Source organism: Streptomyces sp. MNU89 (assembly GCF_020982505.1).
In the GTDB taxonomy this organism is placed as follows: Bacteria; Actinomycetota; Actinomycetes; order Streptomycetales; family Streptomycetaceae; genus Streptomyces; species Streptomyces xinghaiensis.
On sequence record NZ_JAJKLL010000001.1, the window covers coordinates 2,953,957 to 2,967,235 of the forward strand.

Annotated in this window: 14 protein-coding genes, 1 pseudogene and 1 riboswitch; of the genes and pseudogenes, 9 read left to right on the forward strand and 6 right to left on the reverse strand. The window is 72.1% G+C overall.

The window, feature by feature from the left end; genetic code table 11:
* The first annotated feature begins 211 nt into the window (after window positions 1-211).
* Window positions 212-393: riboswitch (cyclic di-AMP (ydaO/yuaA leader) on the forward strand.
* Window positions 394-399: 6 nt separating this feature from the next.
* The 4 genes from E4N63_RS12565 to E4N63_RS12580 all read left to right on the forward strand — a co-directional run bounded on the left by E4N63_RS12565 (window position 400) and on the right by E4N63_RS12580 (window position 4,230).
* Window positions 400-1,593 carry a C40 family peptidase gene (locus tag E4N63_RS12565; RefSeq protein WP_125622480.1) on the forward strand — a complete coding sequence of 398 codons (1,194 nt, stop codon included), beginning with the start codon at window positions 400-402 and terminating at the stop codon, window positions 1,591-1,593.
* Between the two features lie 258 nt (window positions 1,594-1,851).
* A complete protein-coding gene (locus E4N63_RS12570; protein WP_125622478.1) occupies window positions 1,852-2,649 on the forward strand; it encodes an ABC transporter ATP-binding protein in 798 nt (265 codons plus the stop codon).
* Window positions 2,650-2,658: 9 nt separating this feature from the next.
* Complete coding sequence (locus E4N63_RS12575; protein WP_125622476.1) at window positions 2,659-3,420, forward strand: ABC transporter permease; 762 nt, start codon at window positions 2,659-2,661, stop codon at window positions 3,418-3,420.
* A 15-nt stretch (window positions 3,421-3,435) separates the two neighbouring features.
* Window positions 3,436-4,230: a MerR family transcriptional regulator gene (locus E4N63_RS12580; protein WP_125622474.1), complete on the forward strand. Its 795-nt coding sequence runs from the start codon at window positions 3,436-3,438 to the stop codon at window positions 4,228-4,230.
* 103 nt (window positions 4,231-4,333) lie between these two features.
* Here the strand turns inward: E4N63_RS12580 and E4N63_RS12585 are convergent, their stop codons facing one another.
* Together E4N63_RS12585 and E4N63_RS30580 are read right to left on the reverse strand one after the other, a co-directional pair.
* Window positions 4,334-5,632 (reverse strand): MFS transporter, encoded by a 1,299-nt coding sequence (locus tag E4N63_RS12585; protein ID WP_125622472.1) that lies wholly within the window; start codon window positions 5,630-5,632, stop codon window positions 4,334-4,336.
* Window positions 5,629-5,763 (reverse strand): hypothetical protein, encoded by a 135-nt coding sequence (locus tag E4N63_RS30580; protein WP_268271002.1) that lies wholly within the window; start codon window positions 5,761-5,763, stop codon window positions 5,629-5,631. Before E4N63_RS30580 ends, E4N63_RS12585 begins: the two co-directional genes overlap by 4 nt.
* Window positions 5,764-5,886: 123 nt before the next feature.
* Between E4N63_RS30580 and E4N63_RS12590 the strand changes: the two genes are divergently transcribed.
* The 4 genes from E4N63_RS12590 (at window position 5,887) to E4N63_RS12605 (ending at window position 8,493) form a co-directional block, all read left to right on the forward strand.
* Window positions 5,887-6,552, forward strand: a complete 666-nt coding sequence (locus E4N63_RS12590; RefSeq protein ID WP_125622541.1) for a metalloregulator ArsR/SmtB family transcription factor — start codon at window positions 5,887-5,889, stop codon at window positions 6,550-6,552.
* The gene (locus tag E4N63_RS12595; protein ID WP_230240694.1) at window positions 6,549-6,902 is read left to right on the forward strand and encodes a sulfurtransferase TusA family protein; all 354 of its coding nucleotides are present in this window, start codon (window positions 6,549-6,551) and stop codon (window positions 6,900-6,902) included. Before E4N63_RS12590 ends, E4N63_RS12595 begins: the two co-directional genes overlap by 4 nt.
* A complete protein-coding gene (locus E4N63_RS12600) occupies window positions 6,899-8,053 on the forward strand; it encodes a cysteine desulfurase family protein (protein ID WP_230240696.1) in 1,155 nt (384 codons plus the stop codon). Before E4N63_RS12595 ends, E4N63_RS12600 begins: the two co-directional genes overlap by 4 nt.
* 83 nt (window positions 8,054-8,136) lie before the next feature.
* On the forward strand, window positions 8,137-8,493 hold the full coding sequence (locus tag E4N63_RS12605) for a DsrE/DsrF/TusD sulfur relay family protein (protein ID WP_125622466.1): 357 nt from the start codon (window positions 8,137-8,139) through the stop codon (window positions 8,491-8,493).
* Window positions 8,494-8,581: 88 nt separating this feature from the next.
* Here the strand turns inward: E4N63_RS12605 and E4N63_RS12610 are convergent, their stop codons facing one another.
* The gene (locus E4N63_RS12610; protein ID WP_125622464.1) at window positions 8,582-8,935 is read right to left on the reverse strand and encodes a hypothetical protein; all 354 of its coding nucleotides are present in this window, start codon (window positions 8,933-8,935) and stop codon (window positions 8,582-8,584) included.
* Window positions 8,936-9,406: 471 nt separating this feature from the next.
* On the opposite strand from E4N63_RS12610, the gene E4N63_RS12615 reads away from it, so the two are divergent.
* Window positions 9,407-9,868: a tetratricopeptide repeat protein gene (locus E4N63_RS12615; protein WP_230240697.1), complete on the forward strand. Its 462-nt coding sequence runs from the start codon at window positions 9,407-9,409 to the stop codon at window positions 9,866-9,868.
* 21 nt (window positions 9,869-9,889) lie between these two features.
* Here E4N63_RS12615 and E4N63_RS12620 read toward each other — a convergent pair whose 3' ends face one another.
* From E4N63_RS12620 to E4N63_RS12630, 3 genes and pseudogenes are all read right to left on the reverse strand, one after another.
* Window positions 9,890-10,627 carry a VOC family protein gene (locus tag E4N63_RS12620; protein ID WP_230240698.1) on the reverse strand — a complete coding sequence of 246 codons (738 nt, stop codon included), beginning with the start codon at window positions 10,625-10,627 and terminating at the stop codon, window positions 9,890-9,892.
* 365 nt (window positions 10,628-10,992) lie between these two features.
* Window positions 10,993-11,784: a response regulator transcription factor gene (locus tag E4N63_RS12625; RefSeq protein WP_308188684.1), complete on the reverse strand. Its 792-nt coding sequence runs from the start codon at window positions 11,782-11,784 to the stop codon at window positions 10,993-10,995.
* A 202-nt stretch (window positions 11,785-11,986) separates the two neighbouring features.
* Window positions 11,987-13,242, reverse strand: a pseudogene (locus E4N63_RS12630) (PspC domain-containing protein).
* Window positions 13,243-13,279 lie beyond the last annotated feature (37 nt).

The window sequence follows — 13,279 nt, forward strand, 5'->3', positions numbered from 1 at the left end:
ACCCGAGGCCCGAACTCCCGTACCGCCTCCGGTCTTTATGCGTTACTTACCGTGCCCGGTCAGCCACCCGGACGGCAGAATTCCACTCCGCTCGGAAAATATAACGGAATGGTTTCGGGCATATCGCACACCGGCCTTCACACGAGCCGCACAACTGGCTACGGTGCTCGATCAGGCGGCCCGCACTCCCCGCCGGCGACCGCGCCGGCACGGGCAGCCACCGCCGAATCCGGCCCCCTTCCCCAGGGCGTCCGGAACCGGGGACCCAGACGCGGCACCGGGGTGAATCGGTCACCGCGCGGCGCGCACCGCGCCTCGCACCGACCGTAGGGCAGCCTTCCGAATACGCCCGAACCCGACAGCTAACCCGGTAGGCGGTCCACGGAAGGAGCGCCGATCTTGGCGTCGCACCGCAAATCCCGGCCCCTCGGTACCCCGGCTTCGCGTCGCACCGCCGTCGGCCTCGGCACAGCGGCCCTCGCCTCCGTCACCCTCCTCCAGAGCGCGCAGGCCGCGCCCGGCGACGGCGAACCGAAGCAGTCCGTCGAGGAAGTACAGAAGAAGGTCGACGAGCTCTACCGCCAGGCGGGAAGCGCCACCCAGCAGTACAACAGGGCCAAGGAGCGCACGGAGGAACAGCGTTCCAGGGTCGACGGCCTCCTCGACGCCGTCGCCAAGCGCACCGAGAAGCTCAACGAGGCGCGGAGGAGCCTCGGCAGCTTCGCGACCGCGCAGTACCGCAACGGCGGCATGAGCCCCACCGCCACCATGCTCCTCGCCTCCGACCCGCAGGACTACTTCGACCAGACGCGCGTGATGGCCCGGATGACGGACCAGCAGGAGCAGGCCGTCGAGGAGTTCCGCGAGCAGCAGGTCGCGACCACGGAGAAGCGCGAGGAGGCGGGCAAGAGCCTCGCCACGCTCACCGACGCGCAGGAGAAGCTGCGGGAGAGCAAGCGGACCGTCCAGACCAAGCTGGCCGAGGCGCGCGAGCTGCTCGGCCGGCTGACCGCGGAGGAGCGGGCCCGGCTGGCCGAGATCGAGCGCAAGAAGGAGGCGGAGGCCCAGCGCAAGGCGGAGGAGCTGGCGCGGCAGCAGGAGGCCGAGCGGCAGCGCCTCGCGGAGGAGGCACGGCAGCAGGAGGAGGAGCGGACGGAGACCGCGTCCGGCTCCGGCACCGGTACGTCCACCGGGACGGACACCTCGGCCGGCACGGGCACGGGCACCTCGGAGACGACGACCGGCACCAAGGCCCAGCAGGCGATCGAGTTCGCCCGCGCCCAGATCGGCAAGCCGTACGTCTGGGGTGCGACCGGCCCCAACTCCTACGACTGCTCGGGTCTCACCGGCGCCGCCTGGAAGGCCGCCGGTGTCACGCTGCCGCGCACCACCTACGACCAGGTGAACACGGGAACGCGCGTCGCGAAGTCAGCCATGCAGCCGGGTGACCTGATCTTCTTCTACGGCGACATCAGCCACGTCGGCCTGTACATAGGCGGCGGCCAGATGATCCACGCCCCGAAGCCGGGGACGAACGTGCGCATCGAGTCGATCGACACCATGCCCTTCTACGCCGCGACGCGCCCCGCGTAACCGGGCGGCGCGGGCGGGCTCCGGGCGCGGCGGCGGGCATCAGGACGCGGCAGGCGGCACGGAACACGACACGACGGGCGGTACCCGGCCTCGGGGGGAGGCCGGGCACCGCCCGTCGCCGTGCCCGGGGCCCAGGTCCCCGAGGGCTGCCCGGTTGCCGGGCCGCGGCTTGACCTTGACGCTGGGTCAACCCTCCATCCTTCCGGCAGGAGCTTCCTCACAGTCGACTGGAGAGCTCCGCGAAGGAGGCAGATGACCATGGTGACCCAATCGATCGCCGGTCCGGCGATTCGCGTGCGGGGTCTGGAGAAGTCGTACGGAAAGCTCGAAGTGCTGCGCGGCGTGGACTTCGACGTGGCGCGAGGCACCATCTTCGCCCTGCTCGGCTCCAACGGGGCGGGCAAGACCACGACCGTGAGGATCCTCGCCACGCTCCTGAAGGCCGACGCGGGGACAGCCGGCGTCCATGGCTTCGACGTCGCCGGGCAACCGACGAATGTGCGGGAGTCCATCAGCCTCACCGGGCAGTTCGCGGCCGTCGACGAGATCCTCAGCGGTCGGGAGAACCTCGTGCTCGTCGCCAGGCTGCGCCACCTCAAGGACCCGGGCGCGACCGCGGATGACCTGCTGAGGCGTTTCTCGCTGACCGACGCCGGCACGCGGAAGGTGTCCACGTATTCGGGCGGGATGCGCCGCCGGCTGGACATCGCGATGAGCCTCATCGGGAATCCGTCGGTGATCTTCCTGGACGAGCCGACGGCCGGGCTCGATCCCGAGGCGCGCATCGAGGTGTGGGAGGCGGTCAAGGAGCTCGCCGGCCATGGAACGACGGTGCTGCTCACCACGCAATATCTGGACGAGGCCGAGCAGTTGGCCGACCGGATCGCGATCCTCCACCAGGGGCGGATCATCGTGAACGGCACCCTCGCGGAGCTCAAGCAGCTCTTCCCGCCCGCCACCGTCGAGTACGTCGAGAAGCAGCCGACCCTGGAGGAGATCTTCCTCGCGATCATCGGCGGCGACGACAGAAGCGACGCCATCGGCACGAACAGCTAGGGGACAAGGATGAGTGCGTACTTCTTCGGCGACACCGCTGTTCTCACGGGGCGGACCCTGCGCCATGTCACACGCAGCATGGACACCATCATCACGACCGCCATCACGCCGGTCGCCATGATGCTGATGTTCGTCTACGTGTTCGGCGGCGCGATCGACACCGGGTCGGTTTCGTACGTGAACTACATGCTGCCCGGCATCCTGCTGATCACCATCGCGTCGGGCATCTCCTACACCGCGTACCGGCTCTTCACCGACATGCAGAGCGGAATCTTCGAGCGGTTCCAGTCCATGCCGATCGCACGGTCGGGTGTGCTGTGGGCACACGTCTTCACCTCTCTGGTCGCCAACCTGATCTCGCTCGTGATCGTCGTGGGCGTCGCGCTGCTCATGGGCTTCCGCACGGGGGCAGGTGTGCCGGCATGGCTCGCGGTCGCCGGCATCCTGTTCCTGTTCACCCTGGCCCTGACCTGGATCGCCGTGATTCCCGGGCTCTCCGCGGCGTCGGTCGAGGGAGCGGGCGCGTTCGCCTACCCGCTCATCTTCCTGCCGTTCATCAGCTCGGCGTTCGTGCCCACGGAGACCATGCCCGGCCCAGTGCGCTGGTTCGCCGAGCATCAGCCGGCGACGTCGATCGTCAACACGATCCGCGACCTGTTCGCCCAGCGGCCGGTCGGCAACGACATCTGGGCCGCCCTCGCCTGGTGCGTCGGCATCCTCGTCGTGGCGTACGTCTTCGCGATGGCCGCCTATCGCCGGAAGACAGCCTGAGGCAGTCCGAGATCCATGCTCACCATCAGCCGGCTTGCGGCGTACGCAGGGGTGACGGTGCGGGCGGTACGCCACTACCACCGGATCGGGCTGCTGCCGGAGCCCGAACGCGACCGATCCGGTTACCGGACCTACGACGCCGGCGCGGTCGTGCGACTGATCCGTATCCGCACCCTGGCCGATGCCGGCGTGCCGCTGGCCAGGGTGCAGGAACTCCTCGACGCCGGCCCGGAGGAGTTCACCGGCGGCGTCCAGGAGATCGACAAGGATCTGCGCGCCGAGATCCGGCGGCTGCAGGACACCCGCAGACGGCTCGCCCGGCTCGCCGCCGGAGAGCACCTGGCGCTCCCGCAGAGCGTCGTGGACTACCTCGACCGGCTGCGCGGTCTCGGCGTCGAGGAGGGGTACATCGCGATGGAGCGGGACGCCTGGATCATGATCGCCGCCCAGGTGCCGCACCTGATCGACTCCGTGATCGCCAAGAAGCACGAGGAACTGGACGACCCCGACATGGTGAGGCTCTACAGCCTTCTCAGCGGGGCGCTCGACTGGCCGGCCGACGACCCGCGCATCGTCGAGGTCGCCGACATCGTGGAGCGCCTGATGATCCGGGCTGTGGAGGCCGGCGAGGTGGGTGCCGACGACGGCACCGACGACCAGTTCGCCGACCTGCTGGACTCAACCATGGTCGAGTCCTCACCGGGCGCCAAGCGGCTCGTGGCGATCCTGGAGGAGCGGGGCTGGAAGGGCTGGACCCGCATCGAACGAGTGCCTGCCGACAGGCTCAACACCGAGCTGCCGCCATCTTGAGGGCAGGTGGCGGGCTCCGGGCCCGTCGCCGTGCCCGGGCCCGCGAGAGGGCGTCCGCGACGGTGGTCCGTGAGAGGGTCCCAGGCCGCCCGGTGCTCCGCCGTCAGCCGTGGCCGGGCTCTCCCGCGGGGACGGCGCGAGGCGGCCGGGTCTCGTACATCCGTACGGCGACCACCAGCCCGGAGGCGGCGGTCAGGGCGGCGATGGCCCAGAGGGCGGTGGTGAGGCCGTAGAGGTCGGCGAGGACGCCGGCGAGGAGCGCGCCGACCGCGAACCCGCCGTCGCGCCACAGCCGGTAGACGCCCACGGCGCGGGCGCGCCAGGCGGGGTGGGCGACGTCGCCGATGACGGCGAGGAGCGTCGGGTAGACCAGGGCGGTGCCGACACCGAGCAGGATCTGGGCGGCGGCCCAGACGCCGAAGGTGGAGCCGAGGGCGACGAGGCCGATGGCGGCGGCCTGGAGCAGCATCCCCGCGGTGATGAGGTGCTTGCGGCCGATGTGGTCGGACCACCAGCCGGTGAGCATCTGGCCCGCGCCCCAGACGGCCGGGTAGAGGGCGGCGAGGACGCCGATCTGCGCGATGGACAGGCCCTGGGCGGCGAAGATCAGCGGAAAGATCCCCCAGGCGAGGGCGTCGTTGAGGTTGTTGACCAGGCCGGCCTGGCTGGCGGCGGACAGCGCCCTGTCGCTCAGGCTGGTGAGGCGCGCCACCTGCCCGGTGGTCAGCTCCGCGTGGTGCTCGCTGCCCGCCGGGGTGGTGTGGCGGGCGGCTTCGAAGCGGGCGTGTCCGCGGGTCTCGCGGACCGCGAGGGTGGACAGGCCCAGGGCCAGGACGACGTAGGCGGCGCCGAGCAGGAACGGCTCGGGCCGCAGCCCCGCGCGGTCGGCGATGGCGCCGGTGGCCATGGCGGTGACGGCGACGGCGACGTAGCCGGCGGCCTCGTTGAAGCCCATGGCCAGGCCACGGCGTCCGGGGCCGACCAGGTCGATCTTCATGATGACGGTGGTGGACCAGGTCAGGCCCTGGTTGATACCGAGGAGCACGTTGGCGGCGATGATCCAGCCCCAGGTGGGCCCCCAGGCGAGCATCGCCGGTACGGGCAGGGCGATCAGCCATCCGGCGATCAGGACCGGCTTGCGGCCGAAGCGGTCGGACCAGGTGCCGGCGAAGAAGTTGGTGACGGCCTTGGTCGCGCCGAAGGCGAGGATGTAGGTGAGGGCGGAGGTGTAGGCGGAGAGGTGGAAGACGTCCTCGGCGAGCAGCGGCAGGACGGTGCGTTCCTGCCCCAGCATGCCGCCGACCAGCGCGTTGACGAGGACGAGCAGGCTGAACTGGGCGAGGTTGGCGCGCAGCCCGAGCCGTATGCCGTCGCGCTCCGGGGCGGTGCGGGGGGTGGTCACGCGTTCTCCTTGAGGGGGCGTCCGGTGGCTTCGGACCGGTCGGCGGGTCCGCTGTCGAGCACGGCGAGGCCGCGGTGGCCGTCGCGGCCCGGGTGGTCGTCACGGCCGCGGTGGCCATCGGCGAAGCCCATCGGATCCTCCAGGTGCTGCGGGTACCGGATGCGGCCGGATACGGGGGGTGCCGGCTGCCCGGGTGTCGGGTCGCTTCAGCGGCCACTCAAGCTACAATATTCCATGGATGTATGGAGGATGTCATGGGAGACGCCGCGCGCAAGAGTGCGCTGTACGACGCCTTCGCCCGCACCGGCAAGGCCCTGAGCAGCGGAAAGCGCCTTGAGCTGCTGGACCTGCTGGCCCAGGGCGAACGCCCGGTCGAGGCCCTGGCCAGGGCGGCCGGGCTGAACCTCACCACCGCCTCGGCCCATCTGCAGACCCTCAAGCAGGCCGGTCTGGTCACCACCCGCCGCGAGGGGGTCCGCGTCCACTACCGGCTGGCGGGGGAGGACGTCGCCGCCCTGTACGCGATGCTGCGCCGGGTCGCCCGGGCCCACCAGCCCGCCGTCGAGCCGGCCCGGGCCGCCTACCTGGGTGCGGACCCGGGGGAAGGGGTCGGCCGGGAGGAGCTGCTCGCCCGCGCGGCGGCCGGTGACGTCGTCGTCCTCGATGTGCGCCCGGCCGAGGAGTACGCCGCCGGGCACATCCCCGGAGCCGTGTCCATCCCGGTCGGGGAACTCCCCGAGCGGATAGCCGAGTTGCCGCCGGACACCGACGTGGTGGCGTACTGCCGCGGCACCTACTGCGTCCTCGCCCACGACGCCGTGCGCCTGCTGCGTGAACGGGGCCGCACGGCCGCCCGGCTCACCGACGGGATGCTGGAGTGGCGGCTGGACGGGCTGCCCGTCGAAACGACCGCCGCGTGACGACCGAACGCCCCGGCTCCCCGGCACCGCTGGTCATCGACGGCGGCGACCGGCTGTGCGCCGAGCTGATCCTCGAACTGAGCCGCCGGGTCGGCCGGACCGAACCCGGCACGGTCGTCCACCTGATCGCCACCGATCCGGCCGCCCCGCTGGACCTGCCGGCCTGGTGCCACCTCACCGGCCACACCTACCTCGGCCCCGTCCCCGGTACGCCCCGGCCGGCCTACGCCCTGCGGGTGAGCCCCGGCGCCCGCCGCACCCGGGGCGACGCACCGTGGCACCCACTGAACCCGCCACCGCCGCACGCCGAGGACGATCCCCGCCCTCCGAACGCCGGAGATCCCGCATGAACGACCGGCCGATCTACCTGGACCACCAGGCCACCACCCCCGTCGACCCGCGCGTGGTGGAGGCGATGCTGCCGTACCTGACCAGCGAGTTCGGCAACCCCTCCAGCTCCCACGCCTACGGCCGCACCGCGGCGGCGGCGGTCGCGACGGCCCGCACCCGGGTGGCCTCGCTGATCGGCGCCGCCGGTCCCGACGAGATCGTCTTCACCTCCTCCGGTACCGAGAGCAACCACCTCGCGCTCACCGGAGCCGCCCACGCGTTGCGCGCCGCCGGCCGCGGCGACCACATCGTCACCACCGCCATCGAGCACCCCGCGACTCAAGCCACCTGCGACCGGCTCGCCGGCGACGGCTTCCGCGTCACCCGCCTGCCGGTCGGCACCGACGGGCGCCTGGACCCCGCCGGACTCGTCCACGCCGTCGGGCCGGACACCGTCCTGGTGTCGGTGATGCACGCCAACAACGAGATCGGCACCCTCCAGCCGCTCGCCGAACTCGCCGCCGTCACCCGTGAGCGCGGCATCCTGCTGCACACCGACGCCGCCCAGACCCCCGCCACCGTCGCGGTCGATGTCGACGCCCTCGGTGTGGACCTCCTCACCGTCGTCGGACACAAGATGTACGCCCCCAAGGGCGTCGGCGCGCTCTACATCCGCCGCGGAACGCCCGCCCTCCGGCCCCAGCTCGTGGGCGGCGGCCAGGAGCACGGCCTGCGGGCCGCCACCGAGAACGTGCCCGGCATCGTCGCCCTCGGCGCCGCCGCGGAGATCGCCCGGGCCGAGCACGGCACCGACGCCGCACGCATCGGGGCCCACCGCGACCGCCTGCTCGGCGCACTCACCACGGCACTGCCCGGCCTGCGGGTCAACGGTTCCCTCAACCACAGGCTGCCCGGCAATCTCAGCCTCACCTTCCCCGGCCACACCGCCGACCGGATCATGACCGCCACGCCCGGACTGGCGTTCTCGGCCGGGAGCGCCTGCCACAGCGGCGCCACCGCACCCTCCCCGGTGCTGACCGCCATCGGCCTCACCCCGGACGAGGCGGCCCGCACCGTCCGCCTCGGCATCGGCCGCCACACGACCAACGCCGACATCACCACCGCCGCGGATCTGCTCGTCTCCGCCGCCACCGCACCCGCCCGGCCCTGAGAAAGCACGGGCACGCCCCGCCGCCCGCTCCGGACCCGGAGCCTCCCGACAGCCGGTCACCACTCCCACCGCCGGAGGCCACCATGAGCCGCACAATCCTCTTCATCCTCAACGACCCGCCCTACGGCACCGAACGCTCCTACAACGGCCTGCGCCTGGCCGGAGCCCTTGCCAAGCGGCCGGGAACGGAGATCCGCGTCTTCCTCATGGGGGACGCGGTCGGCTGCGCGATCGCCGGCCAGCAAGTCCCCAACGGCTATTACCACCTGGACCGGATGGTCGAGTCCTGCATCCGCCACGGCGCCGAAGTGGGCTGCTGCGGGACGTGCATGGACGCCCGCGGCCTCGGCGAGGACCTCCTCACAGGTGAGGCCCGCCGCTCCACCCTCGAGGAACTGGCCGACTGGACCCTCTGGGCCGACCAGGTCATCACCTTCTGAAAGACCCTCCGGCTTCCGGGGACAGCGGGCCCGCCCCGAGCACGTGCCCCGGGACGGGCCCCGCCGCAGTCATCGGGTCATCGGGTCGTCAGTGCCAGAGGACGGCGATGAAGACGTTGAGGACGGTCAGCAGGCCGACGGCGCCGAAGACGCCCTTCGACACCCGCTCCTCGTCCCGCTTGACGTAGACGAGACCGAGGATGGCGACCAGCACCACCAGCTTCACGCCGACCTTGACGTTGTTGACCATCGCGTCGTTCATCTCGTTGAACCCGACCAGCAGCACACCGGTGACGAGCATGGTCAGCGCCCCGTGCAGCATGGCGGGCACCATGCGCGCGGTGCCGGCGCCCATCGCCTTCATCTGGACGAGGAAGCCGCCCAGCAGCGAGGCGATACCGATGATGTGCAGGCCGACGAAGACATCGATGAGTACGTCCATGCCCGCGAGCCTATGCGGGCCCCCGACCGGCCCGGCACCCAGGTGTCCCCATGGTTCCCGGAGCGTGACCGGGCCGTGCCCGGCACCGGTTGCCCCGCCTCCCGGACCCCCGGCCCGGGCAACGCACCCGGCCCCGGTGCGGCGGCTCGGGAGGAGAGCGCCCCGTTCCGGGCGGCCGGAGGTGGGCGGGAGCGACGCACCGCCCGGAACAGGGCTCCGCGAGCGGTTACGACAGGGGGCGCCGGCCGCTCACGGCCCCGCCATCATGGCCCGCCCCGCACCTCCGTGACAGGCCGTGGGCTCGTACAGACGCTCCGTGTACGAGCCGCGCCGTGTACGAGCCGCGCCGTGTACGAGCCGCGGGTGACGCCGGCGTTCCCTTTCTCGGCCACGACAGTCCGGGAGGCCGCCTCCGGACCCGTTCCTTCGCTTCCGGCCCTTGCGGTATGCCCGCACTGCCACGATGTGCACATGAACGCACCGGAGGACGACCGTCCTGACGAGAGCCTGGAGCAACTGCTGGACCTGGCCGCACGGTTCCCGGGCGATGCCGGCGTGGCGTACCGCGCGGCCTGCGCCCACGACCGCCTCGGTCTGGAAGCCGGGGCGGTCCCGTTCTACGAACGCTGCCTGGCCGGGACCGGCCTCCCGGACGAGGACCGCCGCGGGGCCTTCCTCGGCCTGGGCAGCACCTACCGGGTACTCGGCCAGTACACGCGTGCCGTGGAAACACTGCGCCGGGGCGTCGCGGAGTACCCGGACGACGGCGGTCTCCGGACGTTCCTCGCCATGGCCCTGTACAACACGGGCGAACACCACGAGGCCATGAGCCTCCTGCTGGACCTGCTGGCCACCACGAGCCAGGACCCCTCCGTACGGGAGTACCGCCGCGCCATCGCCCTCTATGCCGGGGATCTCGACAGCACGGGCTGACCTCCACGGCGGAGTTCCGCGTCAGCCCCGGCCGAGGACGCAGAACTCGTTGCCCTCCGGGTCGGTCAGGACGGCCCAGGAGACGTCACCCTGGCCCACGTCAGTCCGTACCGCGCCGAGGCTTTCGAGCCGGGCGACCTCCCTCGCCTGGTCCTCGACGGGGTCGGACATCACGTCGAGGTGGAGGCGGCTCCACACGACCTCGTCGTCGGGCGGGCGGCAGAACTCCAGATACGGCCCGACGCCTTGGACGGAGCGCAGCAGAGCGCGGTCGTCGGTCAGCTCATGGACGGTCCAGTCGATCGCCTCGCCCCAGAACCGGACCATGGCCCGTGGGTCGGCGCAGTCGACGACCACGGCGGCTATCGGCCCGGTGTCCCGGTGGATCTCCCGGGGCTCCAGGACGCTGAACAGGTTGCCCTCCGGGTCGGCCATCACCGTCCGGGGCGCGTCGCCCCCGTCCACGGCGGCGGGCGTCGCCCCGAGTTCCCGCAGGCGTGCGACCAGCTCCGTCCGATGGGCGTCGGAGGTGGTGGCGAGCTCGATGTGCGCGCGGTATTGCACCGCCTCCGGGTCCGGGACACGGACGAGGTCGATGCAGACGACGGACGGATCCGGCCAGTCGAAGCCCACGGGTTCCAGATTGGTGACACCGGGCCCTTCGCTGGAGACACCCCAGCCGAGCGCCTCCGCCCAGAACCGGCCGAGCGCCGCGTCGTCCCGGGCCTTGAAGTTCACCTGAACAAGTTGCAGCGTCATGCCGCTCACCCTAACTCCGGTGTGACTTCGCGATCTTGTAAGAATTCCGGCCGAGAACGGGGAGGGAGCCGTGAGCGACTGCCCGCGCACATCCGCTCGGACCGCTGTCGGACACCGAGCGAAAGAACTGCCGGCAACCGGCCGAGCAGGCCGGTCACACCCGGTCCGGGCCATGAGTCGCCGGCTTCGCTCCCTCCGCCGCTGGGACGCCGATGTCGTCCGCGGCGAAGTCCGCGCCTCGGGTCTGCGCCTGCACGCAGGACGGCGCCCCACGGCGAGGAGGAAGGCCGGCCCCTCCTCCTCGACGGTGTACGTCTCGTCCGACCACTTCAGCCGTGGCGTTACGGGGTTCTCACATTCCGGGCTCACACCAGCCGGCGGGCCGTGGCCCAGCGGGTGAGTTCGTGGCGGTTGCTGAGCTGGAGCTTGCGGAGGACCGCCGAGACGTGCGACTCGACCGTCTTCACGGAGATGAAGAGCTGCTTCGCGATCTCCTTGTACGCGTAGCCGCGCGCGATCAGGCGCAGCACCTCGCGCTCGCGCTGGGTGAGGCGGTCCAGGTCCTCGTCCACCGGCGGGGCGTCCGTGGAGGCGAAGGCGTCCAGGACGAAGCCCGCGAGACGCGGGGAGAAGACCGCGTCGCCCTCCTTGACCCGGAAGACCGCGTTGATCAGGTCGGTGCCGGTGATGGTCTTGGTGACGTAGCCGCGGGCGCCGCCGCGGATCACGCCGATCACGTCCTCGGCCGCGTCGGAGACGGAGAGGGCGAGGAAGCGCACCGGCTGCTGCTGGTCGGCCATCAGGGAGGCGCACCGGCGCAGCACCTCCACGCCGCCGCCGCCCGGGAGGTGGACGTCCAGCAGGACGACCTCGGGCCGGGTCGCGGTGATCACCGTGACCGCCTGGTCGACGTCCGCGGCCTCGCCGACGACCTCCACCCCGGTGGTCTCCGTCTGCCCGATCTCCGCCTGGACGCCGGTGCGGAACATCCGGTGGTCGTCGACGAGGACCACCCGTGCGTGGCGGCCGGTGGTCCCCGGGCCGTTGGTGGTGTCCGCGGGGCCGCTGGAGCCCTCGGCGCCGCCGGTTCCCCGGGCTCCGCCCGCGCCGCTGGTGCCGCCCGTACCGCCGCTCGTGTGCTGTGTTCCGTCGTTCATCGCCCGTCCGTCCCTCGTCCGTACCGCCCGGCCGTGCCCGCGGTCGTGTTCCCGTCGCCCCGGCCCCTGTGCGCCAGCGTAGGTGCGGGCGCGCCTGTTCGGCTGGGGGCGGCCGGGCCACGTCCGGGGCGGGCCGGACCGGTGTGGCGCCCGGCGGTCCCCGTGCGGCTTGCGCACGCGTGGGGCGTCCCGCCCGTGTCCGTCATGCCGCGCGTTCCATTTCGAGTTCCACCTCGGTGCCTCCGTCCGGTGCCGAACGGAGCCTCGCCGTACCGCCGTTGCGCTGCATCCGGCCGATGATCGACTCCCGGACGCCCATCCGGTCCGCCGGCACCGCGTCCAGGTCGAAGCCCGGGCCCCGGTCCCGTACGGAGATGAACACCGTCGTGCCCTCGACCTCCGCGTAGACCTGCACCGCCCCGCCCTCGCCACCGTACTTGGCCGCGTTGACCATCGCCTCCCGTGCGGCCTGGAGCTGGGCACCCAGTCCTTCGTCCACCGGGCAGTCGCCGACGCAGACGACCTCGACCGGCACCCCGTGGTCGTCCTCCACCTCCGCCGCCGTGGCCTTCACGGCCTCGGCCAGGGTGTCCGGTTCCTCCTCCTCGTCCTTGCCGCGGCCCTCCGGCTTGTAGAGCCAGGCCCGCAACTCCCGTTCCTGGGCTCGCGCGAGACGGGCGACCTCGCGGGCGTTCTCGGCGTTGCGCTGGATCAGCGTCAGGGTGTGCAGCACCGAGTCGTGGACGTGGGCCGCGACCTCGGCGCGCTCCTGCGCGCGGATGCGCATCAGCCGCTCCTCCGACAGGTCCTGTGCCATCCGGATCAGATACGGGCCCGCGAGCAGGGCGATGCCGACCAGCACCGCGAGGGACGCCTGCAGCACCGTGCCCAGATGCCGCGCCGAGCCCTGCATCACGACGATGGCGCTCACGCCCACACCCACGAGCAGCACCCCGGCCGCGCCGCGCACCAGCGGCAGCACCTGCTTGCGGCGGGTGACGGCGGCCCAGTGGGCGCGGCGCGCGTTGTCGGCCTGCCGCCAGACCAGGACGACGCCCGCGCCGATCAGCAGGGCCGGCCAGAGGTAGGCGTTGGCGCGGCGGCCGAGCTGGAGGTTGTCCACGAACACGGCCACGCCGACGACCATGGCGAGGAGCGCGATGATCTGCCCCCGGTCGGGTTTCCGGACGAGGAGCCGCCGCCGGCCGTCCGGCCCGGCGGCGGCCTCCGCTCCCGCCTCCGTTGCCGCGGTGGCTCCACCCCTGGCCGCCGCAGGGCCCCCGCCCGCGCCGCGCGGTGCCTCCACGCCGCCGACGCCGAGTGGCACCACGAACCAGAAAGCCGCGTACAGCAGCGCGCCGAGCCCCTCCACCATGAAGAGCGCCACGAAGAAGATCCGCACCCAGGACACCGGCAGCCCGAGATGGCCGGCGAGGCCGCGGCCACTCCGCCGAGCATCCGGCCCTCGGCGCTCCGGTAGAGCTTGCGGACCGGT